Origin of the sequence: Pantoea sp. EA-12, from assembly GCF_030053355.1 — a bacterium.
Classification (GTDB): domain Bacteria; phylum Pseudomonadota; class Gammaproteobacteria; order Enterobacterales; family Enterobacteriaceae; genus Pantoea; species Pantoea vagans_C.
Map to the genome: position 1 here is coordinate 200,124 of NZ_JASGBY010000005.1, position 25,810 is coordinate 225,933.

Genomic DNA, 25,810 nt, shown 5'->3' on the forward strand with positions numbered 1-25,810 from the left:
TAAAGGTGCACCCTACAGAGAGCATGTAGGGCCACCCTTTATGGTGACCGCGGTTATCCGTTCTGGTTAATCACCCGCATAATGCGCGGATGTTCACTGGCAGGCAGACGTTCAAAGCCCGGCAGAAGCTGGGTCGCAGCCTCTGCCAGCGCCTCCACCAGCGCCAGTGCGGCACTGGAAATCTGACGCCCTTGCGGCGTAATCACGCCAAAGAAGTAGGGAATGTCTTCCTCAATCGGACGGATCGCCACGCCAGCCAGTGGCATCCCCCAACCCGTTACCGGTTCAAGGATCGCCACGCCCAATCCCGCGCGCACGCAGCCAAGAATATTCGCCGAAGAGTTGGTTTCGATGGTTTCCAACAGCGGTGCTTTCACCTTCTTCAGCGCTTTTTCATAGCGTCCGCGCAGACGTTGCGGGCTCCACGGAGCGATTAAACGGCGACCTGCCAGCTGGCTGAGGGATAACGTTTCCTGCGCCGCCAGTTCATCCTCTTCGGGTAGCGCAATCACGCACTGCGACTGCCCAATCCAGTGTAACTCCACAGCATGGTGCTCCAGCGGCAAGCTGCACAGCCCAATATCGGCCTCTGCGGTGATCACCGCGTGGGCGGTTTTTTCTGCGGATTCACTGAGGATTTGTACTTTGTTCTGCAGATTCAGGGCCGCTAACGCCTGCGGCAGTAAACCGGCAGCCAGGGCGGGCGTGGCCGCAATACTGAGCGGTCGATGCTGCTGATGCGCAATCTCCTGCGCGCGCAGGCGGATCTGCTGCAACGACAGCAAAGCTTTTTGCACATATTGATGCAGTTGCAGCGCCTCTTCGGACGGATGGATGCGTGGGCCGTTGCGGATAAACAGCGGATAACCCAGCGACTGCTCCAGTTCCTGGATCAAGCGGGAGACCGCAGGCTGCGAGCGGTTCAGCGCTTTGGCGGCTGCCGTGACGCTACCCGCAGAGATCACCGCCGAGAAGGCTTCCAGCTGGCGCAAATCGAGGTCGTTTAACAGGGTCATCGCGTGATTACTTCCCTAAGTCATTGATCGTTCCCGACAATCATGCGGGAAAAAATCCATCATAGAGAGAGTGATGAGAATTAGCCACTCTGGGCGGCGTAGAGCCAGTTTTCGCCAGGTGCGCATCAATGCGCTCCTTACGGGAATGGGTAATACACAGGCATACCCTGCGTACTCTGTTGGGTCGCCATTGATGGCGACCAGGTCAAATCACACGGCAGCAGCTTTATCGCGTATTACTGTTGGCAAACTGGCTGACATTGTCTTTGGTAATCAGCTGATAAGGTATAAAGGTATCCTTCGCCACCTTCTCGCCTTTCACCAGACCGATCGCCGATTGCACTGCGCCATCGCCCTGACCTTTGGCGTCCTGGAACACCGTCAGACGCATGTCGCCGCTTTTGATAAACTGTAACGCATCTGGCGTGCCATCAATGCCCGCCACCTGCACGTTCTTCGCGCCCGCCTGCTTCAACGCCAGAATGGCCCCAATCGCCATCTCATCGTTATTGGCAACGATGGCGTTGATGTCCTGACCGGTGAGCAGCCAGTTGGTGGTGACATCATTCGCCTCTTTGCGGAAAAACAGGGCCGACTGCTTATCCAGCACTTTCATGCCAGGATGCTGTGCAATCACCTCCTCCACACCTTTGGTGCGTTCACGGGTATCTTCACCAGAGAGATTCCCCATCAGAATCATCACGTTGCCTTTATCGCCCATCTGTTTCGCCAACGCATCCATCTGCATTTTTCCTGCGAGGCGCGGATCGGAGCCCACATACGCCATGCCATCACTCAACGGGGTTTCGGGTCGGCGGTTAACAAACACCAACGGCACTTTGGCTCTCTGAGCCAGGGCAATAATCGGCTTCATCGCTTGAGTGTCCGTGGGAGTGACGATAATGGCGTCCATACCTTGACCAATAAAGGATTCAACCTGCTGCAACTGCTGTGCGGAATCGCCTTTGGCATCTTCAAACTGCCCTTTCACATCGCCGAGCTGCTTCATTTTGCTGGCCATGGCCTGGCGCAGGATGGTCTGAAAATTATCATCGAAATGATCCATGCTGACGCCGATGCTGAGATCTTTCGCCATCACGCTCACGGGTAACGCGCACAGCAGCGCCAGCGCGGTAAAGTGTTTTTTGAATTGCATAATCTGACCTTATTTTTATGGGTAACCAAGGGACAGAATCAGTGCCCAGATCACTCTGGATAGGCACCGGCAACATTCTGGTCGTAATCGATCAAGGCACCGGTCATCACACCGGCTTCATGACTCAGCAGATAGCTGGCAAGCCCCGCCAACTGCTGCGGTTTACAAAGCTGCCCCATCGGTCGCGATGCTTCAGCACGTTCCAGCCAGCCATCGGTGGCAGCGTGGTACTTCCGCTGAGTGAGATCTTCGCCAGGCGTGTCCATCCAGCCGGGTAAAATGGCGTTACAACGAATACGGTTACCGCAATAGGCATTGGCGACGTTTTTGGTCAAGGTTGCCAGCGCTCCTTTAGACGCCGAGTAAGGCGCCAGATAGGATTGCCCACAGTGCGCACACTGCGACAGAATATTGACGATCGCCCCGCTGCCTCCCTGCGCCAGCCGATGGCGCACAAAGCCCTGCATCAAAAAGAACGGTGCACGCGCATTGGTATTAAACATTTGATCCCAGAGTGCGAGCGGTGTATCCACCAGCGTGCCCCGTGCGCCCAATGCAGCGGCGTTGACCAGCACATTCACATCACCAAAAGTGGTGACAGCTTTCTCCGTGAGTGCCAGACAGGCTTCGACATCCTGCAAATCCAACGCCACGAACTGCGCCCTGGCACCCAGCTCAGCCAGCTCGGCACTGGCCCGTGCGCCTTTTTCGGCATCGCGCCCAGCGAGCACCAGACGCGTGCACCCTTCCAGTACCAGTTGACGTGCGATAGCAAACCCCACGCCCTGGGCGCCACCAGTCACGATGGCAATGGTATTCGCATGACGGCCTACGGTGTTATGCATGAGGGAACTCCTGATCTAATCCGGTGAGATGAAGTGTTTTGCCCAGTTTGAGTGATGCGGTGGCGGCTTCTGCCAACAGCGCGGCCTTCATGCCATCCAGCGCATTGACCGGCATCGGTGTGCCACTGCGTGCGCATTCAAGGAATAAGCGCATCTCTTCGATGTAGCTCGGCCCGTAGCGCTCCATAAAGAACTCAAGGATCGGTGCGGCACAGCCGGGGGCTTCTGGCGTGTAGCGGGTGAAGCCTGACTGCCGTGGGTTATCGGACATCACCATGCCCTGCGAGCCAAACGCCTCGATGCGCTGATCAAAGCCATAGCTGCAGCGGCGGGAGTTGAGGATAGTGACGAGGGTGCCATCTTCTGCCAGTAACGTGACGCTGGCGGTGTCCACATCCCCCAGTCGACCGATTTCAGGATCGATAATCGACGATCCATGCGCGGTGATGCTGACAAACTCTTTGCCGACAATGCCGCGCGCCATGTCGAAATCGTGGATCATCATGTCGCGGAACAGGCCGCCTGAACGGGGAATGTATTCCAGCGGCGGCGGAAACGGATCGCGGCTGGTAAGGGTGAGTTGCTCCAGACGACCAATCTCACCCGCCTGCACCGCCTCGCGCACCGAAGCATGGCCGCGATCGAAGCGGCGATTGAAGCCGAGGAATACCTGCTGAGCGGCCTCGCTGCCGATGATTTCAATGCAGCGCCGCGCCTCGGTTAAGCTACTGGCAATGGGTTTTTCGCACAGCACCGGTATACCGGCATTGACCGCCGCGATGATCAGTTCCACGTGAGTGTCTGAAGAAGTGGCAATCACCACGGCAGTGACCTCAGGATGACCGATCGCCGCCGCGGCACTGGATGCCACCGCCGCACCGGTTTCTGCGGCCATTGCATCGGCTGCCGCGCTGACGGGATCGTACACCGCAACGATCTGCCCGCCGGCCTGGCGAATGGCCGCAGCATGCACTTTTGCCATGCGGCCCGCGCCGAGTAGCGCAATGCCGGTTAATTGCGTCATTTTTGACTCCTTAAATAAAAGGATTGATGGTTGTTTGGTTATTTACGTTATTTATATCGAATGAACTTAATTAAACAGGATGGTCTCACCGCCCTTTTATTTTTAAACCTCAGCCACACTCATTAATAAATCCCACACACCTCACGAATTAAAAATTAAGTGATGCGGATATATTGATCAATCGCTGAATTGGCGGTAAACATTCATACAATGAGGGCTTCCCTTCAAATCGGGGCTTTATTGTGACTGACATCAAAAAAACCACGTTGGATCAAATCGCTGCCGCTGCGGGCGTCAGTTTAAGTACCGTCGATCGGGTGATGAATCGACGCGGCGGCGTTTCTCCGGCCAGGGAAGCCAAAGTGCTGGAGTGGGCCAATAAGCTCAATGTGGACCGCGTATTGTTTCGCGGTTATTTGCCAATGCTGCGCGTGGCGGTGCTGATGCAGTCGCCCAAGAATCCCTTTTATCGCGGTCTGCGTAATGCTTTCGCCGACATTGGCGCGACCCTGTCCGACATGCGCCTTAACTGCTTTATCCACTACCTCAATCTGGCCAATCCGCAGGGCACCATTAAGCAAATTCACCAGATTGCGGCAGTCAATGACGCGATGATTGTGGTGTGCCCCAACGATCCGGATGTCGCGGAAGCACTGCGCCAGATTTCAGGCAATACCCCGGTGGTGACGCTGGTGACCGACATCCCTACCAGCGGGCGTATCGCCTATGTAGGGCCAGATAATCGTCAGATGGGACGTGCTGCTGGTGAACTTATTGGCCGTTTTTGCGGTAGCCAGGGCGGTGAGGTTTTAGTGGTGCTGGGTATGCAGCATATGATTGGTCATGAAGAGCGTGAGATGGGTTTCCGCTCGGTACTGCGTGAGCGTTTTCCGCAGTATGCCATCAGCGAAACGCTGGAAAGTGGCGAGGATCAAACCCGTGCCGGTGAAGTGGTACGGCGGGCATTGCAAAATAATCCAAATATCCGCGGTATTTATAACGTCTCGGCGGGCAATACCAATATTACTCAGGCAATAAAATCCCTCAAACTTGAGCAGCAGGTGGTCTTAATTACCCATGAACTCACTACTGAGCGACGTCGAATGTTACGTGAGGGGGTTATTGATGTGATTATCGATCAAAATCCGCATGAAGAAGCGCGACGTGCACTGGAGATTATTGCGGTGCATTTTAATCGCGTCGAGAGTGATAAAAATCCTGGCGGCTACACTCCGTTCAATATTTACATTCGCGAGAACTGCCCGCCGGAATCAGAATTTAGTTAATCGCTCATTACAGTTTTTCCGTGAGTTCGCGTTTGTTGTCATGCAACAGGCGCAGCATCTCACGCAGATAATCATCCTCATTGCCCTTTTGCCAGGCAATGCTCAGTGGCAGGCCTTTGATTTGTTCAGGTAATGTCAGCGCGATATAGCTGACGCTGTCACTGTTCATGGTGCGATAAGACGCGGGCACCACCGCGAGGCCCAAACCTGCGGACACCAGGCTCAAAATGGTCTGCTTCTCTTCGGCGAACTGGGCAATATGTGGCGTTAATCCGGCCTGTTTAAACAAACTCATGGTGAGATCGTGGCTGTGCGGGCGCGTGCGTCGGTCGGGAATGATCATCGCCTCATGTTGGAAATCCTCAACGCTGACTTGTACTCGCCCCGCCAGCGGATGCTGCAACGGCACCGCCAGTACGCAGCTTTCTCGGGTGATAAAACGCATCGCCAGCGAGGCATCCATTACCTGTGGGGCACGAATAATAATCATATCCAGCCAGCCTGATTTTAATTTCGGGATCAGGTTGATAGTTTTATCTTCAATAATATGAATATCGCTGTTGGGATGTAGCGGCACAAATAAATTCAATAATGCAGGCACTAATCCGCGCGCGGCGCTATCAATCGCGCCAATACGCAATGTGCGGCGATCATCTTTTAATCCCACTTTAAAACGCAGCGCCAGCGCGTCAAATTGATCGATAAGTTTGCTGGCTTCGTCAAAAAAGATCGCACCTTCCGCCGTGAGTGAAACATTGCGCGTCGAACGGTTCAATAACCGCACGCCTAGGTCTTCTTCCAGTAATCGAATGAAGCGAGAAAGTGACGCAGGCATCATTTCCATTCTTTGGGCTGCGCGCCCGAAATGGAGTTCTTTACCCACCGCCACTAAACAACGCAGTTGATTTATATCCACATTTCCCTCGCCGTTCGATTATTCAAATACTTTATATAATCCACGCTTAATGATCCGCCAAGGCAAAACTGCATACTGAACTCGATTACAAAAAAATAACACCACCCTACACAATCTGGAGCACTTTAATATGAACTCTCACCTCGAAAAAAGGGTGATGCGTAAAGTGACGTTACGCATTGTGCCCTTCATCATGCTGCTCTACTTCATCGCTTTTCTCGATCGCGTCAATATCGGTTTTGCCGCGTTAACCATGAATCAGGATTTAGGTTTCTCACCCACGGTATTTGGTTTGGGTGCGGGCATCTTTTTCCTCGGTTATTTCCTGTTCGAAGTGCCCTCCAATTTAATTCTGCATAAAGTCGGGGCGCGTATCTGGATCGCCCGCGTCATGATCACCTGGGGCTTAGTCTCTGGCTGCATGGCCTTTGTGCAGGGCACCACCAGCTTCTACACCCTGCGTTTTCTGCTCGGCGTTGCGGAGGCCGGTTTCTTCCCCGGCATCATTCTGTATCTCAGCTACTGGTTCCCGGCCGCCCGACGCGCGCAGGTGACAGCCATCTTTATGGCGGCCGCCCCGCTTTCCACCGCACTGGGATCGCCGATCTCGGCTGCTCTGCTGGAGATGCATGGTTTCCTAGGTTACGCGGGCTGGCAATGGATGTTTGTACTGGAGGCCATTCCCGCGCTGGTGCTCGGCGTCGTGGTGCTGTTCTTCCTCACTGACCGCCCGGCCAAAGCCAAATGGCTGACTGATGAGGAGCGCGAGTGGCTGCAAAACACCATGCAGGCGGAAGAGCGCACGCGTGCCGCAGCCCAGGGCCACAGCAGCGTCTGGCGCGGACTGGCGGATAAACGCGTGCTGGCCCTGGCGTTGGTCTACTTCGGTACCTCCGCCGGGTTGTACACGCTCGGCATCTGGTCACCACAGATCATCAAAAGCTTCGGTGCCTCCTCGCTGGAGATTGGTTTCCTGAACGCCTTCCCGGCGGTAATCGGGGTGATTGGCATGATCCTGTGGGCACGCCATTCAGACCGCACCAGGGAGCGCAGCTGGCATGTGATTGGCGCCTGCTTGCTGGCAGCGGCAGGACTGATTTACGCCGGGAACGTCAGCACGCTGTTTGCGGTGATTGTCGCCCTGACGCTGGTGACGGTTGGCATCAGCGCATCAAAACCGCCGCTGTGGAGTATGCCGACGCTGTTCCTCAGCGGCCCGGCTGCGGCTGCGGGCATCGCCACCATCAACTCTATCGGCAACCTGGGCGGCTTTGTCGGCCCGATGATGATTGGCGTCATCCGCCAGCAGACCGGCAGCTACACCTGGGGGCTCTATTTTGTCGCTGGCTTGCTGGCGCTCTCTGCCCTCGTTGTCCTGATTCTTTCTGCCCGCTCGAATAAACCCGAGACGGCTGAGATCCCCCAAACACATTAAGCAACTGGAGAAACAACATGCGTAACTACAAAATTGCCGCCATCCCGGCAGACGGTATCGGCCCGGAAGTGATCTCCGCCGGAGTCGAGGTGTTACAGGCGCTGACACGTCACGATGAGCAGCTGCAGTTTGATGTGCAGACCTTTGACTGGGGCTCGGACTACTACAAAAAACATGGCGTGATGATGCCGGAAGACGGCCTGAACACGCTGAAAAAATTCGACGCGATTTACTTCGGTGCCGTGGGCGCGCCGGATGTGCCGGATCACATCACGCTGTGGGGCCTGCGCCTGCCGATTTGTCAGGGCTTTGACCAGTACGCCAACGTGCGTCCGACCAAAATCCTGCCGGGCGTCACCTCGCCGCTGCGCAATCGCGGTCCGGGCGATCTGGACTGGGTCATCGTGCGTGAAAACTCAGAGGGCGAATACTCCGGCAACGGCGGCCGTGCGCACCGGGGTTTACCGGAAGAAGTCGGCACCGAAGTGGCGATTTTCACCCGCGTCGGCGTCACACGCATCATGCGTTATGCCTTTAAGCTGGCACAGTCTCGTCCACGTAAGTTGCTGACGGTAGTGACCAAATCCAACGCCCAGCGTCACGGCATGGTGATGTGGGATGAGATTGCCGCTGAAGTGGCGCTGGAGTTTCCGGATGTGCAGTGGGACAAAATGCTGGTCGATGCCATGACGCACCGCATGACGCTGCATCCGCAGTCGCTGGATACCATCGTCGCCACTAATCTACACGCCGATATTCTTTCCGATCTGGCGGGTGCGCTGGCGGGCAGTCTGGGCGTGGCACCAACCGCCAATATCGATCCAGAACGTCGTTTCCCCTCGATGTTTGAACCGATCCACGGCTCGGCGTTTGATATCACTGGCAAGGGCATCGCCAACCCGATTGCCACCTTCTGGACTGCGGTGCAGATGCTGGAACATCTCGGTGAACGCAACGCCGCCGCGCTGATTATGGAAGGCATCGAATATGTGTGTGCGAAAGGGATTTTGACGCCGGATGTGGGGGGAACGGCCAATACCGCTGAGGTCACACGGGCGGTAGTGCAGTTTATTGAGGCGAAGGCGACGGTGGCCGAGACCGCCTAAACACGCTCTGCTCATCAAATGCTATATTTCTCGCCGGGCTAACCACGCCCGGCGTCTTTTCATAATCTATTAACATTTCGATTTGCATCACCCCCGCTTTTCATGAACAGTCGTTCTACTCTTCAGTTTTCGCAGGATAGCGTATGACCTACTCAGGCAGTGAAGACCCACCTCAGGCCCATCGCACCATGATGCTGGCGCTACTGGTGGCGGTGACCTTCTTTATGGAAAACCTTGATGCCACCGTCATCACCACCGCAATACCGCAAATGGCACGTGACTTTGCGGCCAGCCCGGTGGCGTTGAATGTGGGTGTCAGCGCTTACCTCTTGGCTGTCGCGGTGGGCATCCCAATGAGCGGCTGGCTGGCAGAACGCTATGGTGCACGCACCGTATTTGCCAGCGCCATTCTCATCTTCACGCTGGCATCGGTGATGTGCGGCATGAGCGACACGTTACCGATGTTCACGCTGAGCCGGATCTTGCAGGGAATCGGTGGTGCGATGATGGTGCCGGTGGGACGTATGGTGGTGCTCCGCGTGACCGAGAAGAGAGACATGGTCAAAACCATTGCCTTTATTACCTGGCCGGGACTGATTGCTCCTGTTCTCGGCCCGCCGCTGGGCGGTTTGATTGTGACTTACGGCCACTGGCCGTGGATATTCTGGCTGAATATCCCGCTGGGTATTTTGGCGATAATCGCCACTGGCTATCTGGTGCCGCAGTTTAAAACAGAACAGCCGCGCCCCTTTGATGTGTGCGGTTTTGTTCTCACGGCAACCGCTTGCACCTCGTTGATCATCGCGCTGGAAGCCCTTGGACAGATGCATCTTACTATTGGCATTCCGCTGCTACTGCTGGGTGTACTGAGCAGCGTACTGGCTTATCGCCACAGCTTCCGCCACCCGCAACCGTTGCTCCCCTTTAGCGCGCTTACCATTAATACCTTCCGTAACGCCGTGGTAGGAGGTTCACTGTTTCGTGCCTCGATTAACGCGGTGCCTTTTTTGCTGCCGTTGTTATTCCAACTTGGCTTTGGCTGGAGCGCCGCACAGGCCGGCGGCATGGTGCTGTGGGTGTTTGCCGGCAATCTGGCCATGAAACCCGCCACCACCTGGCTGATGAAGCGCTTTGGTTTTCGTCAGGTATTGATGGTGAATGGCTTCATCAGTCTGGCGGCGATGCTGGGCTGTTTACTGCTCAGCCCTTCACTCGGCTACTTCGCCATAGCTGCGATTCTGTTTATCGGCGGGCTATCGCGGTCACTGCAATTCAGCTGTTACAACAGCTTAGGCTTCGCGGATGTCCCTCAAACAAAAATGAGCGATGCATCCGTGGTGTTCAGCATTTTCTTCCAGTTCAGTATGAGTGCGGGCGTCGCGCTGGCAGCCCTGTTCCTGCGCGGTTCGATGCTGTGGCAGGAACATACCCACATCGAACAAAGTGATATCCACATTGCCTTTGCTGGCGTGGCCATGCTGGTGCTGCTGTCATTGTTTGACGTGAGGCGCCTGGAGAAAAACGCGGGGGCGCAGGTGTTAAGCCGCTAGTGCGTTATGCCCGCGCGTGGGTTTGTGCGCGGGCTGAATGACCACGTTTAGGTCACGTCAGGTGAGCCGTGAAATTGTGAGCATTCATTATATATCGAGAGTTCAATAAATAAGCTTCAGTTCACACTTCTACGATCACATCATGAGCAAAGTTTTTACCTATTGCACTAATAGAATTTAAGCATTAATATTTTATTCCTTACTTCCGTGGAAGATAGTCATTTCCATTGTAATACTCCCCTGACAAACACCCCATTCATATACTACATAAACACCAAGTAAATCTGATTCCTATCAACATCCGCTCACACCCATAATATCTCACACAGACGCCAACCAAATTAAAAAATGGCGATGTGCATTATATCATGCTGTCCCCCTGCAGCTTGGTAACCGAGCACCTGAAAAAAAGTGCAAATACTGGTATCAGACGAAAAACAAAGGTGATGATTACCTGCTCGTCGAAACAAAACCAGAACACACCATGTTTTTATCAAGCATGGAGATATAACTCAATGGAAGATATTAAATGAAAAAGTGTATTTTAGCCCTGTCTATGTTAAGCCTGTTTTCTGTTTCCTCTGTCTATGCTAATACCGGTAAAGTGACCTTCACCGGCTCAATTATTGATTCAGCCTGCTCCATCGCACCGGGTTCATTAGATCAGACCGTTGCACTGGGTGCTATTTCCAATGTTGTACTGGCTCAGGATGGCAATACCGGCAGCTCCACACCGCAGCGTTTCACTATTGAGCTGCAAGACTGTGTTATTGCCACTCCGGGCACGTTGGATAAGGTCTCTACCCGCTTTAGTGGCGCGACCTCTTCCTATGACCCTGAAAGCCTGGCGTTGACGGGCGGTCTTGCGGGTGGCGCTTCCATTCAGATCTTCACCATTGATGGTGAGAAAGTGAAAGTCAACACACCGACAACCGGACAGCAGGTTGGCAACGGCAATAATACCCTTGTCTTTACTGCCAACGTCAAAGGCGGCGGTGCGGCGGCAACCATTCGTCCGGGCACCTTCCAGGTTCCAGCGAATTTCGTACTGAGCTACAACTAATTATTCATCGGTCATAACCGATGCCCTGTTTACCTGCGGCCGTTTTGCCGCAGGTCTTTTCATCTTAATAAATTTTTGGGTACGCAAATGAACGGGATGCGTTTGAATTCATCTTATTGGGTAGCCACATTATTTATTTTTTCTCTGACTACACACAGCACCAGCACTAAGGCGAACGAATCAGAAATCGGGCGTATCAATATCACTGGATCAATAGTGAACTCCCCCTGCACGATTGAACTCGGCACCCCCGATCAAACCCTGAATATTGGTAACCACCCAGTGGGCTATATCATCAAGGAAAGTGTGGGACCAAGACATGATTTCTCCATTCACCTGGCCGATTGTTCATTACAGGAAAATGAAGAGCAGGGAAGAAAAAATAATACTTTCAGAATCATGTTCGAAGCAGAAGAAGATGCCGGCCATTTTAAAAATATCGGTTCGGCAACAGGTGTCGTTGTCATGATAAGAGATCGGGATGATAACATCGCCTCACCTGGCAAACATCTTCCAGACAGACGACTGGAGAATGACATGCGTTTCAATTATTCGCTGAATCTCGCAGGCAATCAAGAAATAATAAAACCAGGCAACGTGCAGTTAATCCTCCGTTTTAGAATTGATTATAATTAATAGGGTATCAGACTGTGTTGTTATTCTTTTCTCACCATATAGTCCCCCTTATCTCCATCGTCTTTATGGCGATAATTTCCCTTGCGGTGACAACAAATAAATCTGTCTCGGCTGAAATCCAGTTTAATACTGACGTATTGGATATCACCGATCGTGAGAATATCGATCTCAGTCAGTTTTCCCGTAAAGGTTTTATTTTACCAGGCACCTATACGCTATCGATCAACCTTAACAGCCGATCGTTACCTGAACGCCCTATTCATTTTTACCCTGCCGAACAGAGTGGGGACGAAACGCTTGCCTGTATCACGCCGGCTATGATGCCACTCATAGGATTAAAAGAAGATGTCCAGTCACGCCTCACCTGGTGGCATAACGAAGAGTGCCTGAATTTTGCCAGCCTTGAGGGCATGACCACGAGAACCGATCTGGGGAAATCGACGCTGTATGTCAGCATTCCGCAAGCCTACCTCACTTACACTAACCCAAACTGGGACCCACCCGCGCTGTGGGAAGATGGGATATCAGGCATGTTGTTTGACTACAATCTGAATGCACAAAGTCTTAAGCAACTGGCGCAGCAGAACAACAGTAGCAACACCGTATCGGGCAACGGAACCGCAGGCGTTAATTTTGATGCCTGGCGAGTGCGCGCCGATTGGCAAGGCCGCTACGATAATCAGCAAACCGCAGCAGCTAATAGCTGGGACTGGAGCCGTTTCTATGGCTACCGCGCCCTACGAAAAATGGGCGCAAAATTGAGCCTGGGCGAGGACTATCTCTCCTCCTCGATTTTCGACACCTTTCGCTATACCGGCATCAACCTCATGTCTGATGACAACATGCTGCCGCCCAATCTTCGTGGCTATGCACCTGAAATTAGCGGTGTGGCAAAAAGTAATGCGAAAGTGATTATCAGCCAGCAAGGGAGAATCATAAAAGAAGTACAGGTTCCCGCGGGTCCCTATCGCATTCAGGATTTAGACAGTGCGGTATCAGGCAATCTGGATGTACGCATCGAAGAGCAAGATGGCGAAGTTCAGCAGTTTCAGGTCAACACCGCCACCATTCCCTATCTGACGCGCCCGGGGCAATTTCGCTATAAAACTGCAGTGGGCAAGCCTTCAAATTTAGCGCATAACGTGGAAGGTCCCCTGTTTGCTACCGGGGAGTTTTCATGGGGCATTACCAATGGCTGGTCGCTTTACGGCGGGGGAATGGGCGGCGGGGAATATTATGCCCACTCTCTGGGTATCGGCCGCGACTTATACTGGCTTGGTGCCCTGTCAACGGACGTCACGATGTCCAATGCAAAACTCTCCCAGCAGGAAACGCAGCGGGGTAACGCCTGGCGGGTCAGCTATGCCAAGCGGTTTGAAGAATCGGGTAGTCAAATCAGCTTTGCGGGCTATCGATTCTCAGACAACGGTTTTCGCTCAATGGGGGATTATCTCAATGATCGTAAAGGAGAGACCAACTCTGGACGCAATAAAGAGATGTACACCCTCTCTTTAAATCAACAATTTGAGTCGCTGAACCTCTCAACTTATTTCAATTACAATCATCAAACTTACTGGAATCAGGATGCCAGCAATCGCTATGACCTTTCGCTGTCACATAATCTCGATATTTTAAAGTTCAAAAACGTTAATTTATCGCTGACTGCTTATCATAATAAATTTAATCAAATAAATGATAATGGTATGTATATGTCGCTGTCGCTTCCCTGGGGGAAAGCGGGCACAGCGAGTTACAACGGTTCTTATACCAAAGGAAATACGCTCAACAATGCCAGTTATTACAGCCGTATCAGTGAGGAGGATGCCTATCAAATTAATGCCGGCGTCGCTAACCGAAGCACTGATATCAGTGGCTATTACACGCACAAGAATTCGCTCGCACAATTAAGCACTTCAGCCAGTTATCGTGAAGGCCAATATCATGCGCTGGGGTTCTCAGCTCAAGGTGGAGCAACCATCACGCCTTCCGGATCAGCGCTACACGGCACCAGTCTGGCGGGAGGAACACGCATGTTAATCGATACAGATGATGTTGCTGGCGTTCCTGTATCAGGTACTGGCCACACGATAAAAACCAATCAATCCGGCAAAGCCATTATTGCGGATGTCAGCAGTTATTACCGAAACAGCGTGCGTATTAATGTCGATAAATTAGCTGACAACATGGAGGCAACGAATTCTATTGTTCAGGGAACACTAACGGAAGGGGCCATTGGATATCGCCGCTTTGACGTTATTGCCGGTGAAAAAGCCATCGCCGTAGTGAGATTAGCCGATGGTTCAGCTCCACCCTTTGGCGCCAGCGTCTTAAATAAAAATAATCAGGAAACGGGAATCATTAATGATGGCGGAACGGTTTACCTCAGCGGTATTCAGCCGGGTGAGTCAATGAAATTACGCTGGAACAATGAGGAGCAGTGTCAAATCACGCTGCCCCAAGTCATCCCATCCGACATGACAGCCAATTTGCTATTACCCTGCGTGTAAATACTCACGCAAGTATGAAAATAAAAAAAGTAATTAACTACGTGAGAATGTTAAGTATGAATAAAGAAACGTTGAAAAAGGTCGTCATTATTTCAGCTCTGGGACTGACGGTACCCTCTTCCTTTGCTGCCATCTCCCTTGACCGAACCCGCATTATCTACCCTGGTGCTGAAAAATCCGTGAGTTTGACCGTGGGTAATAAAAACGACCAATTACCATACCTGGCGCAAGGCTGGCTAGAGGATGAAAATGATAAAAAACTGGAGGCCAACAGCCCCTTTATTGTCGTTCCGCCAATACAACGCATAGAACCTAAGGCGGATAGCCAGGTCAAAGTTCAGGCGTTGGTCACCACCGAAGCGTTTAAAAAATTACCGCAGGATCGGGAATCTCTGTTTTATTTTAATCTGAGAGAAATTCCACCTAAAAGTGATAAGCCGAACGTGTTGCAAATTGCACTGCAGACACGCATTAAACTGTTCTATCGACCAGCAGCGCTGGCCGATGCTGCTTCGGCTCAGCATGCTGCTCCCTTCCAGGAAAAGATCACGTTAAAAAGAAACGGTGATAAATACACTGTCATCAATCCAACGCCTTATTACGTCACCTTAATTGGCGCAAGTGCTAAAAAAGAAGGTACTGTGATTAACGGATTTGAAGCCATGATGATTGCCCCTCATGGGCAACAAACTTTAGGAGGCAGTGCAGCAGCCTTGGGATCTCATCCTGTTTTAGTGTACGTCAATGACTATGGTGGACAACCGCCGTTAACGTTTAAATGCCAGGCTGAAACCTGCAGTGTTGATAGCAGCAAGAGTTGAACTATGAAAAATATTCTCATTGGGAATCATAAAGTGATTAAGCATCTCAGCATCACAGGTTGGGCTAAAATAAATACCTGCGTGCTTGTCGCTGCTGCCTTATGCTCTACCGTTGTCTCAGCAGCTTCAGAAGAGGACTCAAGGGAAAGTCATTTTGGTGTGCTGCATGTCTACGGCACATTAACGGAAAGTGCCTGTCGTTTAAATATGGCTTCTGCAGACCAGTCAGTCAATTTAGGGAATACCGCGACAGCTGATTTAAAAAACGTGGGCGACCATAGCGTGTTGGTTCCGGTTCCACTCTATTTACACGATTGCCTGCGAACATCATCGAGCCAATACATTGAAAACAACAATGTTGCCTGGAGCGCTCATCAGCCTGCTGTTTCATTCACATTTACGGGGATCGGTGAGCCAACGAATCCACAATTAGCCAGAGCAGAGGGTGTAAAAGGAATAGGGTTGCGCATCAAAGACGCTCAACGCAATAACGTGATACTCGGTCAAACAGGAAAACCCGTATTACTTTCCCCCGGTGACGATGTCATTCTTTATTACGTGACAGCCGAGCGCACAAGAGGAGAGCTACAAGCAGGAAGTTTTTCTGCCAATATTAATTTCAGGTTGAATTATGAATAGCAGAAAAAAAGTTATCTTATATTGCTTCAGCGCAATGTCTGCATTTTTCTTCTTATACCCTCTTTTTTCTCACGCCTTCTCCGTGGGCGTGACGATACGAGGCAAAGTTCTTAGCCCCCCGTGTACGATAAATGGAGGGCGAGATATTTTTGTGAATTTCGGCAGTGGGATATTACCTGGCAGCATTAATGGGATTAATCACGAGAAACCGCTCCCTTACACGGTGGATTGCCCTGCAGGCACATCAAATTTGCTGAAACTTCAAGTCGCGGGTACGGGCGCAGCTTTCAACGCAAGCTTGTTAAGCACTAACAAAAATAATTTAGCCATTGAAATAAAGAGCAACGGTACAAGGTTAGCGATAAATAACTGGATAGATTTTGTCTATCCTACGCAACCAGCGCTTAGTGCAGTGCTGGTCAGAATTAGCACGGGTTCAATCAGTCTTGGCACTATCAACGCCACAGCCACGATAATTGTTGAGTATCGTTAGGATGCTGCGGAAACATAGCAGCATACCCATATCTGAAATTTAAAGACTACTAAGGTGTCAGTGCCGCTTCCAGCCGATCGAGCGCGCAGAGAATGCCATAGCTGCGCGCGCTCGGATTCTCCGGCAGCGGCAGCCAAATATCAGCCTGACTCGCCAGATCCAGTATGGTCGGGCAGATCGCAATGACCGCTGCTTTCTGGATGTGGGCATGATGCACTGCACTCAGCACGCTGCTGTTCACCGTATCTGGCGCGAGGATCAGCAGTAAATCGTCCGGCTGTAAGCGGCTCAGCGTCATGCGCAGCAGGTTATCGTCCTGAATCCATGCCAGTGCCAGTCCTGCCGTCGTCAGTCGCTGATGAACTTCTGCTGCCAGCGGTGTTGTCTGTCCTGCGGCCCCAATCAATAACACACTTCGGGCTTTACGTAGCGCGAGTGCGGCCCGCTCCCAAGTCGCCTCTTCAGCCAGCGACCACTGCTGTGCCAGTGCCTGGTGAATCGCCTCCAGCTGCGGAATGCCTTGCTCACCCCGCGTTGCTGGCACCGAACTGGCACGCGCCAGTCGCATGCGCAAATCACGGATATCTTCACAACCCACAGAACGCGCAAATCGGGTGATGGTGGCGGCGCTGACTTCAGCACGCCCGGCCAGTTGCTCAATCGTAGCAGATGCAGCAAACGCCATATCGTTGAGGATCGCTAACGCGACACGATTTTCCTGCTGGCTCAGCGACGGCTGGCGCTGGCGGATCACCTCAATAAACGCACCTTCCTGCTGCTGACCCGCTTTGCGTACCTGATGCAGAAAATCATCCAGATCGCGACAGCCAGCAGAGGCGGCAAAACGGCGCAGCACTTCAGGACTGACGCCCGCTTGGGTCGCCAGACTTTCCATTGTGGCCTGCGCGCTGACGTGCAGGTTATCCAGAATAAAACGCGCCAGCTTAGATTCCGGTGCATCCACCCGTGCCGACTGCTGTCGCAGTTGCCAGACAATATCCATTCGCTCACCACATCCTCAAATTGCGAACACTCATCATGCATGAAAATATTTTTCAATGTGAGTTTTTTTTCATCGTTTTAAGTCTAAATCATGCTTTAAACAACGTTTGTTAACGATAAATTACAGCACCGATCACACTCGTGAAAAATATTTTCACAACAAACATATTAATAACACATTGATTTAAATCAATTAAATATCCATTCATCAGAAAATCGTCTGCCCGGAGGGTATTTACAGCATCGCTGAGACAGGTCTTAAATGACCCCGACAAATCACAGGAGGAAATCATATGCGTATCGTACTTTGCTGTGCAGCAGGGATGTCCACCAGCATGCTGGTCAACAAAATGCAGAGTGCCGCTCAGGGCCGCGGACTGGTGATTGATATCAAAGCCGTTCCAGTGGCGGAATTCGAACGCATCCTGCCCGATGCCGATGTGGTGCTGCTCGGCCCACAGGTGCAGTTTGAAGCTGCCCGGCTAACCGCCATCGCGACGCCGCAGGGTAAAGCTGTCGCCGTCATCGACATGATGGATTACGGCATGATGCGTGGCGAACAGGTGCTGGAAAAAGCCCTGGCGTTGCACACCGCTTAACTCACCCGTTTTACCCAACTCTACTGATTGAAACACGGCCCTGTGCTGTGGGGGATTCTGCATGTCCGAAGACGTGGTTATCGATTTTGAAGAGCAAATCATGTTGCTGCTGGTTCAGGCTGGAGCAGCCCGCAGTGCAGCACTTAGCGCACTGCGACTGGCGCGTGAGGGCCAGTTTGCTGCCGCTGAACAGCAATTAGCCTCTGCGAAAGCGAGCATCAACGGCGCGCACCAGCAGCAAACCGCGTTAATTAGCCTTGATGAAGGCAGCGGCAAACTCACGGTCACCCTGATTTTGGTACATGCCCAGGATCACTTGATGAACGCCATGCTGATTCAGGATCTGGCGGGCGAAATCATAGAACTCTACCGCCGTACTGCGGCAGGAGGAACCAATGCTTAAGATGGCGATTATTGGTGGTGGCAGCAGCTACTCACCGGAGCTGGTTGAAGGGATTATCAATCGTTACGCACAACTGCCGGTCACGGAGCTGGCGTTGGTGGATGTGGAATCGGGACGCGAGAAGGTGAATATCATCGCCGATCTCACGCGCCGGATGCTGCAGAAGAGCGGATTAGAGCAGGTCAAAGTCAGCGTGCATTTTGAACTCGACGATGCCATTCGCGGTGCCCGCTTTGTACTGACACAATTGCGCGTAGGCCAACTGGCAGCGCGTGCCGCCGATGAACGCCTGGGCCTGAAATATGGGCGTCTTGGCCAGGAGACCACCGGCGTCGGCGGTTTTGCCAAGGCTCTGCGCACCATTCCGGTGATGCTGAATATCGCGCGTAAAGTGGAAGAGCTGGCTCCCGATGCCTTTATCATCAACTTCACCAATCCCGCGGGCATCGTGACGGAAGCGGTATCGCGCTACAGCAACGCCAAAATTATCGGACTGTGTAACGTGCCGGTGAATATGCATCATATGATTGCTGGCATGCTCAACGCGTCGCGGGATGAGGTGCAACTGCGCTTTGCCGGGCTAAACCATCTGGTGTGGGTGCATCAGGTCACCTGTCGTGGTGAAGATGTCACTGCTCAGGTGATTGAACAACTCTGTGACGGCCAGTCGCTCACCATGAACAATATCAAGGATATGCCGTGGTCGCCGACGTTCCTGCGTGCGCTCAACGCCATTCCCTGCCCTTATCATCGCTACTACTGGCAGACACCCCAGATGCTGGCCGAAGAGCAGCAAAAAGCGCAAAACGGCCATGAAGGCACGCGCGCAGAACAAGTGATGAAGGTGGAAGCCGAGCTGTTTGAGCTGTATGCCGACCCGCATCTGGCGCACAAACCGGAGCAGCTCAGTTTCCGTGGCGGCGCTTATTACTCGGAAGTGGCGGTCGAGTTGATCAGTGCGATTCATAACAACAGCGGCAAGAATCTGGTGGTGAACTGCCGTAATAACGGCGCGATCCATGGCCTTCCAGATGATGCGGTGGTGGAGGTCAACTGCCTGGTGGATGCCCAAGGCGCGCATCCGCTGATGTTTGGAGAACTGCCACCGCTGATGAATGGCCTGACGCAGCAAATTAAAGCCTTTGAACGCCTCACCATCGAAGCGGCAGTGCACGGCGATCGCCATCAGGCGCTGCTGGCGCTGTTGGGCAATCCCTTAGTCGGTGATGTTGCCACGGCGGAAGCCCTGCTGGCAGAGGTGTTGACGTTGAATAAGCCGTGGTTACCGCAGTTCACGGCACAGTGATCGCTGTGATGCGGGCGAACTAAAGCGCGCCCCTACAACATTTTTGCACCCAGCTCTTGCAGGGGCGTCCTTCAGGACGCCCACCACATTGTTGCGCCATTGAGCCTGAGGAGGCCCTGTGTCCAACCGAACTTTTATTGAACGTTATGTGTTGCCCGCAGCGCTGAAAGTCGCTGGCCAGAAGCATGTGCTCTCAGTGCGCGACGGCATCATTCTCAACATGCCCTTCATGCTGATTGGCAGCTTCTTCCTGATCTTTGCTTACTTGCCCATCCCGGCATGGGGCCATCTGATGGCGGATCTGTTTGGTGATAGCTGGCGCAACAAACTGCTTTATCCGGTGCGCGCCACTTACGACATCATGGCGCTGATCTCCAGCTTTGGTATCGCCTATCGGCTGGCGGAGAAGTACCGCACGCTGGACCCATTGACCAGTGGAGCGATGGCTTTAGTCGCCTTTGTGATGACGATTCCACAGCAGACGCTGTTCGCCCCGGTTGAAAATGCGCCCGCACAGCTGGTGACTGGCGTACTGCCGATCTCGATGATTGGTAGCCAGGGCTTGTTCGTGGCGATTGTGATTGCGTTGATGTCGACGGAGATCTATCGCTTTGTCCACAGCCGCAATCTGGTGATCAAGATGCCAGAAGGCGTTCCCCCTGCGGTGGCGAAATCCTTCCTCGCGCTGGTGCCGGGTTTCTGTGTGCTGGCGGTGGTACTGCTGATCCGTCTGGCCGTGGAAGCCTCACCTTTTGGCGATATTAATAATCTGATCGCCACCGTGATTGGGCTGCCGATGCATCACGTGGGCGGCACGCTGCCGGGCATGATTTTCTCGGTGCTGCTGATTGGCATCCTCTGGACCCTGGGCCTGCATGGCGATGCCATTGTGTTGGTGTTTATCCAGCCGGTCTGGCTCTCCAACATGAGCGAGAACCTTGAGGCGTTTCAGCATAACCAGCCGATTCCGCACATCTTCACGCAGCAGTTTTATGATTTGTGGATTGCACCCGGCGGCACCGGGGCGCTATTGGGGTTGGTGATTTTCATGCTGATCCGTTCGCGCAGTCGCCAGATGAAGCAGCTGGGTAAAATTGCCGGACCGGCAGCCCTGTTCAACATCAGCGAGCCACTGGTGTTTGGTATTCCGTTGGTGATGAACCCCTACCTGTTCCTGCCGTTTATCCTGACGCCTGTGGTGCTGGTGATTGTTTCCTGGGCGGCAATGACCACCGGACTGGTCGCGCCACCCGCCGGGATCGCCCTGCCGTTTACCACACCGATTTTTGTCAGTGGCTATTTAGCCACCGGCGGCCATCTCTCCGGTACGGTGCTGCAGGTGGTGAATCTGGCGATCTCAATGGTGATCTACTATCCGTTCTTCCGCATCTGGGATCGCCTGAAACATCGCGAAGAGCAGCAAAGCGAACAGCAGGCGCAGGCTGTGGCCGGCAACCCGGTGGTATCATAACGTATCTCTAGGGCGGCCATCAGGCCGCCTCTCATCACATCCCCATTCTTCCAGTTTCCGCAATAATGACTTTGCAAACCCGGCTATTCTGCCGTGCCACAGGCTGTGACAACCTTTAGACAAGGTTCGGGATCGCCCCGACCACCACTAAAGGATACCGCTGATGAAACTCTACCACTTCCCACTCTCTGGCCATGCGCATCGTGCGCGCCTGTTCCTGTCACTGCTTGGCTTGCCACATGAGGTCATCGATGTGGATCTCAAAGGCGGCGAACACAAAACGCCTGCTTTTCTCGCCATGAACCCGTTCGGCCAGGTGCCGGTACTGGAAGATGAAGGTGTTTATATCTCCGACTCCAACGCCATCTTGGTCTATCTGGCGAAGAAATCGGGCCGCCACGAATGGCTGCCAGAAGATGCATTGGGAGCCACGCAGGTGCAGCGCTGGTTATCGGTAGCAGCGGGCGAACTGGCTTACGGCCCTTGCGCAGCGCGCTTGATCACCGTATTTGGCCGCCCCTTTAACCCGGATGAAGTCATCGCCCGCGCGCATGCGATTTTGGCGCTGATGGAGCAGCATCTGACCGGACGCGACTGGCTGGTCGGCGATCATCCCACTGTAGCGGACGTTGCGCAGTACAGCTATCTCATCGGTGCACCGGAGGGCAATGTGGATCTGTCCGGTTATCCGGCGGTCAATGCGCTGCTACGCCGCATCGAAGCGTTACCCGGTTTTGTCCCCTTTCCTCAAACGGCTGCCGGTCTGCGCAGCATTGCGTGAGTGAGTCATCATGGGCGAGAAACGTTCGGTTTGGCATGCAGGTGAAATAGCTCTGCAACAGCAGGCAGGTGTAGCGGAGCGCATGGCCGAGGTCGGCCAGCGTGTCATTCGCGATTTCATGCCCGATCAGCATCGCGACTTCTATGCACAGCTGCCGTTTATCGTGCTGGGCAGCATCGATGCACAAGGCGATGCCTGGGCCACGCTGTTGGAAGGTCAACCCGGTTTTATTTTCTCGCCCAACGCCACCACGCTGGATATTGAAGCGCAGCCGGACGCCCGCGATCCAGCTGCGGCGGGCATCACGGATGGCGCATCGGTTGGTCTGCTCGGCATAGAATTGCATACCCGCCGCCGTAACCGCATGAATGGCGTATTGAGCACCATCGGCGGAGGACTTCGGGTACAGGTCAAACAGAGTTTTGGTAACTGCCCGCGTTACATCCAACTGCGTGATTATCGTTTTGCTCTCCAGCCTGACGAGCCTTCCGCCGGTGATGTTGAAGAGTTGAACGCACTGGATGCGGAGGCTCGCACCACCATCGCCACCGCCGATACGTTTTACGTTGCCACTTACGCGAACCAGCAAGTGGATGCCTCACATCGCGGCGGCAAACCGGGCTTTGTGCGGGTCGATGACGATGGCCTGCTGACCATCCCCGATTTTAACGGTAACCTGTTCTTCTCCACGCTCGGTAATATCCACCAGAATGGTAAAGCCGGGCTGCTGTTTGTGAATTATCAAAGTGGCGACACGCTGCAAATGACCGGCGAGGCCCGCGTCATCCTTGATTCGCCAGAAATTGCCGCTTTCCAGGGTGCCGAGCGGCTATGGACCTTTCGCGCTCGCCGCATTGTGCGCCGTCGGGCGGCGCTGGCTTTGCGCTGGCACAGCGAGCCAGAGGGTATTTCTCCTGCCTCCGAGATGACCGGCGACTGGCAATCTGCCGCCAACCAGTTACGCGCCAGCGAGCTGGCCCAGCGCTGGCGGCCATTCAAAGTGACGAAAATTGTCGATGAGAGCGCCTCGATTCGATCCTTTCATTTAATGCCGGATGATGGCGCGGGTTTATTGCCACATCTGGCCGGGCAGCATCTGCCGATTCGCGTGACCTTGCCCGACACAGAGAAACCGCTGATTCGCCACTACACCTTGTCGGTCGCGCCATCGGATGGTTTTTACCGCATCAGTGTGAAGCGCGATGGTGTGGTCTCAAGCTACCTGCACGATTATCTGCAGGTGGGCGATCGCCTTGAAACCCGCGCCCCTGCCGGAGATTTCACCCTTGATGCCAGCGAGACGCGTCCGGCGGTTCTGCTGGCGGCAGGCGTTGGCATCACACCGATGCTGGCGATGCTGCGCCATCTGGTTTTTGAAGGACGCCGCAAACAGCGCATGCGCCCCACTTACTTTATCCAGTCGGCACGCAACAAAACTGAACGCCCTTTTGCGCGCGAGTTAGATACGCTGCTGGCGGCTGCGCAAGGTGGGTTCAGCCTGATACGCGTGCTGAGTCACACCGAGGATGCAGAAGCGGGTTTTGATTACGATGTTGCCGGACGCATTGATATGGCCCTGCTCTCGCAGGTGCTGCCGTTCAACGATTACGACTTTTATTTGTGCGGCCCGCCGCAGTTCACGCAGGCGCTGTATGACGGGCTGCGCAGCTACAACATTGCCGACCAGCGTATTCACGCCGAGGCTTTTGGGCCGTCATCACTGGTGCGCCACACTGATAGCGCAGAGCCTGCAACGCTATTGCCGCCCGTGGCAAACAGCGCCGTGCCAATCAAATTTATGAAGTCTTTAAAAGAAGCTCGCTGGACCCCGCAAAGCGGATCACTGCTGGAATTGGCTGAAGCGCGCGGACTGAGCCCGGAGTACAGCTGTCGCGAGGGTCACTGCGGCAGTTGCAAAACCCGACTGCTTAAAGGTGCCGTAACCTATAAAACGCGACCAAGTGCCAAAGTGGCAGAGAACGAAGTGTTGATCTGCTGCGCGGTTCCGGCGCAGCAGGAGGGCGAGATAGAGGCGATTCAGTTGGATCTATAATTTATTTCCACCAATCGACTATCAACGCAAAAACACGGTGTCGGTTATTTATCGACAGGGCCACAACCACCGATCACTTTTGAAATTGAAATAGCCGGATGGAGCAGGTAGTCATAATCGCAGTTTTTTGCCTTATTAGAGACACTGCCAGTACATCCAGACAGGAAAGCCACGATAGCCGCAACGGTTGTTAATTTAATGATTTTAGACATGGTAACGCATCCATTTGTTAGTTTAAAAAATAGCACTCCTGTCTCGCGATCATGTATTTCAGGCGGGATGTGAAATAGTTGATTATCGCCAGATAAAGAGAGTTATAAGTTTCGCGCATTGATTTACATCAACCCGCAAAAGATATACAAACAACAAATGGCATTCAATGGATTAAAAGATTAAAACAATGAGAGGAATACCTGACAACATTTCATTTCGACATAAACTCCTTACGTAATGTAATCATTATAAATTATTGAGATGTTCAAATTCACTTTCTATTATGACCATGGATAAAAACACTTAACATACCGCCCTCCGTTAAAAAATGAGATACCGACCGCACCGATGCCAGTTCCCTGTATGAAATCGCTGATGGCGCGAGGTTGGATTGAGGTCATTGCCAGTGGTCATAACAACACTTGTCCGTAAAACATCGAAAGTCATTTTATATTTCATCATGTCATTGATCGTCGGACGTACCCTTGGCAGCCCTGAAGAATGGTTTGATCATAGTTTAGCGACTCACATTGCCAAATTTATTTATGGCAAAGGGGAAATCGGGGCCGATAATTTCTATGATCTTTACTTTTATATCTCCGTTATATCTGTTTTTTCAATCACCACTGTAACTTACATATTAACAATGAAGTTATTAAAAAAACTAAGGAAAAATTAAATGCCAATCCCTCCCTACATGTGGCTCAAAGATGATGGTGCCGCGGACATTAGAGGATCTGTTGATGTGCACGAACGTGAAGGTAGCATTGAGATTTTGGGTTAAGCCACGGTATTAACCTGCCAGTAGACACCGCTGCCGGTAAAATCACTGGTACGCGCCAACACTCTTCGATGCGAATTGAAAAGGAAGTTGATAGCTCTACGCCATATCTCTACAAGGCAGCAGCAACCGGCCAAACGTTGAAGAGTGCTGAAATTCGCTTCTACAACATCAGTGATGCTGGACAGGAGGTTTGTTATTACACGGTGCTACTGGAAAACGTGAAAATCACCGGCGTTCATTGTGCTGTACCCAATGTAAAACTGTCGGGCAACGATAAAATGAATCACTCGGAAAGTGTCAGCATGCAATATGAAAAAATCACCTGGCGCATTATGGATGGCAACATTCAGTATTCAGATGCATGGAACGAACGCCCTATTGCATAGTCAACTTAGCTCATTAAGTTTCACGTTCTTACAAAAGCAAAAACCCAGCCATAAGGCTGGGTTTTCAGAATGTTGGTGCCCGGACGCGGAATCGAACCACGGACACGGGGATTTTCAATCCCCTGCTCTACCGACTGAGCTATCCGGGCAACGGGGCGCATTAAACCCTACTCAGGCCGCACCGTCAAACGCTTTTCTGCAAAAAACCGCTAACTGCTGGCTTTTACAGCAACCTTCAGACCATCCGGTAAAAAAATTGTGCAACTACCAACTTTAGCGGTGAATTTTTAACCGCACCCGCCGATAACCGATTTGACGA

23 protein-coding genes, 1 tRNA gene and 2 pseudogenes are annotated in these 25,810 nt (G+C 52.8%); 18 read left to right on the plus strand and 8 right to left on the minus strand.

From position 1 onward, the window contains the following. Positions 1–53: 53 nt before the first annotated feature. The 4 genes from QMZ30_RS09870 to iolG form a co-directional block, all read right to left on the minus strand. Positions 54–1,016 (minus strand): LysR family transcriptional regulator, encoded by a 963-nt coding sequence (locus tag QMZ30_RS09870; RefSeq protein ID WP_283227229.1) that lies wholly within the window; start codon positions 1,014–1,016, stop codon positions 54–56. Between the two features lie 226 nt (positions 1,017–1,242). Then, on the minus strand, positions 1,243–2,172 hold the full coding sequence (locus QMZ30_RS09875) for a sugar ABC transporter substrate-binding protein (protein WP_283227230.1): 930 nt from the start codon (positions 2,170–2,172) through the stop codon (positions 1,243–1,245). Between the two features lie 50 nt (positions 2,173–2,222). Then, positions 2,223–3,017 carry an SDR family oxidoreductase gene (locus QMZ30_RS09880; RefSeq protein WP_283227231.1) on the minus strand — a complete coding sequence of 265 codons (795 nt, stop codon included), beginning with the start codon at positions 3,015–3,017 and terminating at the stop codon, positions 2,223–2,225. Next, complete coding sequence (iolG, locus tag QMZ30_RS09885; RefSeq protein ID WP_283227232.1) at positions 3,010–4,041, minus strand: inositol 2-dehydrogenase; 1,032 nt, start codon at positions 4,039–4,041, stop codon at positions 3,010–3,012. Before iolG ends, QMZ30_RS09880 begins: the two co-directional genes overlap by 8 nt. A gap of 242 nt (positions 4,042–4,283) precedes the next feature. Between iolG and QMZ30_RS09890 the strand changes: the two genes are divergently transcribed. Further along, positions 4,284–5,327 (plus strand): LacI family DNA-binding transcriptional regulator, encoded by a 1,044-nt coding sequence (locus tag QMZ30_RS09890; protein ID WP_283227233.1) that lies wholly within the window; start codon positions 4,284–4,286, stop codon positions 5,325–5,327. Positions 5,328–5,334: 7 nt separating this feature from the next. On the opposite strand, the gene QMZ30_RS09895 is transcribed toward QMZ30_RS09890, so the two are convergent. Then, positions 5,335–6,243 (minus strand): LysR family transcriptional regulator, encoded by a 909-nt coding sequence (locus QMZ30_RS09895; protein WP_283227234.1) that lies wholly within the window; start codon positions 6,241–6,243, stop codon positions 5,335–5,337. A gap of 130 nt (positions 6,244–6,373) precedes the next feature. On the opposite strand from QMZ30_RS09895, the gene QMZ30_RS09900 reads away from it, so the two are divergent. The 9 genes from QMZ30_RS09900 (at position 6,374) to QMZ30_RS09940 (ending at position 16,493) form a co-directional block, all read left to right on the plus strand. After that, positions 6,374–7,678, plus strand: a complete 1,305-nt coding sequence (locus QMZ30_RS09900) for an MFS transporter (protein ID WP_039327106.1) — start codon at positions 6,374–6,376, stop codon at positions 7,676–7,678. 17 nt (positions 7,679–7,695) lie between these two features. After that, entirely contained in the window at positions 7,696–8,784 is a 1,089-nt protein-coding gene (locus QMZ30_RS09905) for a tartrate dehydrogenase (protein WP_283227235.1), read from the plus strand. Between the two features lie 143 nt (positions 8,785–8,927). Next, positions 8,928–10,334 (plus strand): MFS transporter, encoded by a 1,407-nt coding sequence (locus QMZ30_RS09910; protein WP_283227236.1) that lies wholly within the window; start codon positions 8,928–8,930, stop codon positions 10,332–10,334. Positions 10,335–10,863: 529 nt separating this feature from the next. Further along, positions 10,864–11,397 carry a fimbrial protein gene (locus tag QMZ30_RS09915; protein ID WP_283227237.1) on the plus strand — a complete coding sequence of 178 codons (534 nt, stop codon included), beginning with the start codon at positions 10,864–10,866 and terminating at the stop codon, positions 11,395–11,397. A 96-nt stretch (positions 11,398–11,493) separates the two neighbouring features. After that, complete coding sequence (locus QMZ30_RS09920; RefSeq protein WP_283227238.1) at positions 11,494–12,033, plus strand: fimbrial protein; 540 nt, start codon at positions 11,494–11,496, stop codon at positions 12,031–12,033. A gap of 14 nt (positions 12,034–12,047) precedes the next feature. After that, entirely contained in the window at positions 12,048–14,540 is a 2,493-nt protein-coding gene (locus tag QMZ30_RS09925; RefSeq protein ID WP_283227239.1) for an outer membrane usher protein, read from the plus strand. Positions 14,541–14,596: 56 nt separating this feature from the next. Then, positions 14,597–15,361, plus strand: a complete 765-nt coding sequence (locus QMZ30_RS09930; protein ID WP_283227240.1) for a fimbria/pilus periplasmic chaperone — start codon at positions 14,597–14,599, stop codon at positions 15,359–15,361. 3 nt (positions 15,362–15,364) lie between these two features. After that, positions 15,365–16,000 (plus strand): fimbrial protein, encoded by a 636-nt coding sequence (locus QMZ30_RS09935; RefSeq protein WP_283227241.1) that lies wholly within the window; start codon positions 15,365–15,367, stop codon positions 15,998–16,000. Beyond that, positions 15,993–16,493, plus strand: a complete 501-nt coding sequence (locus tag QMZ30_RS09940) for a fimbrial protein (RefSeq protein ID WP_283227242.1) — start codon at positions 15,993–15,995, stop codon at positions 16,491–16,493. Before QMZ30_RS09935 ends, QMZ30_RS09940 begins: the two co-directional genes overlap by 8 nt. Before the next feature lie 49 nt (positions 16,494–16,542). On the opposite strand, the gene QMZ30_RS09945 is transcribed toward QMZ30_RS09940, so the two are convergent. Then, positions 16,543–17,496 carry a MurR/RpiR family transcriptional regulator gene (locus QMZ30_RS09945; RefSeq protein ID WP_283227243.1) on the minus strand — a complete coding sequence of 318 codons (954 nt, stop codon included), beginning with the start codon at positions 17,494–17,496 and terminating at the stop codon, positions 16,543–16,545. Positions 17,497–17,788: 292 nt separating this feature from the next. Here QMZ30_RS09945 and QMZ30_RS09950 point away from each other — a divergent pair, with 292 nt between their 5' ends. From QMZ30_RS09950 to QMZ30_RS09975, 6 genes are all read left to right on the plus strand, one after another. Continuing rightward, positions 17,789–18,094 (plus strand): PTS sugar transporter subunit IIB, encoded by a 306-nt coding sequence (locus QMZ30_RS09950; protein WP_283227244.1) that lies wholly within the window; start codon positions 17,789–17,791, stop codon positions 18,092–18,094. A gap of 61 nt (positions 18,095–18,155) precedes the next feature. After that, the gene (locus QMZ30_RS09955) at positions 18,156–18,497 is read left to right on the plus strand and encodes a PTS lactose/cellobiose transporter subunit IIA (protein ID WP_283227245.1); all 342 of its coding nucleotides are present in this window, start codon (positions 18,156–18,158) and stop codon (positions 18,495–18,497) included. After that, the gene (locus QMZ30_RS09960; RefSeq protein ID WP_283227246.1) at positions 18,490–19,803 is read left to right on the plus strand and encodes a 6-phospho-beta-glucosidase; all 1,314 of its coding nucleotides are present in this window, start codon (positions 18,490–18,492) and stop codon (positions 19,801–19,803) included. The genes QMZ30_RS09955 and QMZ30_RS09960 overlap by 8 nt, the downstream gene beginning before the upstream one ends. Before the next feature lie 118 nt (positions 19,804–19,921). Beyond that, positions 19,922–21,274 carry a PTS cellobiose transporter subunit IIC gene (gene celB / locus QMZ30_RS09965; protein ID WP_283227247.1) on the plus strand — a complete coding sequence of 451 codons (1,353 nt, stop codon included), beginning with the start codon at positions 19,922–19,924 and terminating at the stop codon, positions 21,272–21,274. Positions 21,275–21,437: 163 nt separating this feature from the next. Continuing rightward, on the plus strand, positions 21,438–22,055 hold the full coding sequence (locus QMZ30_RS09970; protein ID WP_283227248.1) for a glutathione S-transferase family protein: 618 nt from the start codon (positions 21,438–21,440) through the stop codon (positions 22,053–22,055). Positions 22,056–22,065: 10 nt separating this feature from the next. After that, positions 22,066–24,108, plus strand: a complete 2,043-nt coding sequence (locus tag QMZ30_RS09975) for a pyridoxamine 5'-phosphate oxidase family protein (protein WP_283227249.1) — start codon at positions 22,066–22,068, stop codon at positions 24,106–24,108. Between the two features lie 44 nt (positions 24,109–24,152). Here the strand turns inward: QMZ30_RS09975 and QMZ30_RS09980 are convergent, their stop codons facing one another. Then, positions 24,153–24,320, minus strand: a complete 168-nt coding sequence (locus QMZ30_RS09980; RefSeq protein ID WP_283227250.1) for a YhfL family protein — start codon at positions 24,318–24,320, stop codon at positions 24,153–24,155. Positions 24,321–24,660: 340 nt separating this feature from the next. On the opposite strand from QMZ30_RS09980, the pseudogene QMZ30_RS25875 reads away from it, so the two are divergent. Next, positions 24,661–24,753 (plus strand): annotated as a pseudogene (locus QMZ30_RS25875) (DUF2778 domain-containing protein); the annotation flags it as partial. 247 nt (positions 24,754–25,000) lie between these two features. Next, positions 25,001–25,491: pseudogene (locus QMZ30_RS09985) on the plus strand (Hcp family type VI secretion system effector). A gap of 73 nt (positions 25,492–25,564) precedes the next feature. On the opposite strand, the gene QMZ30_RS09990 reads toward QMZ30_RS09985, so the two are convergent. Next, a tRNA-Phe gene (locus QMZ30_RS09990) sits at positions 25,565–25,640 on the minus strand. Positions 25,641–25,810 lie beyond the last annotated feature (170 nt).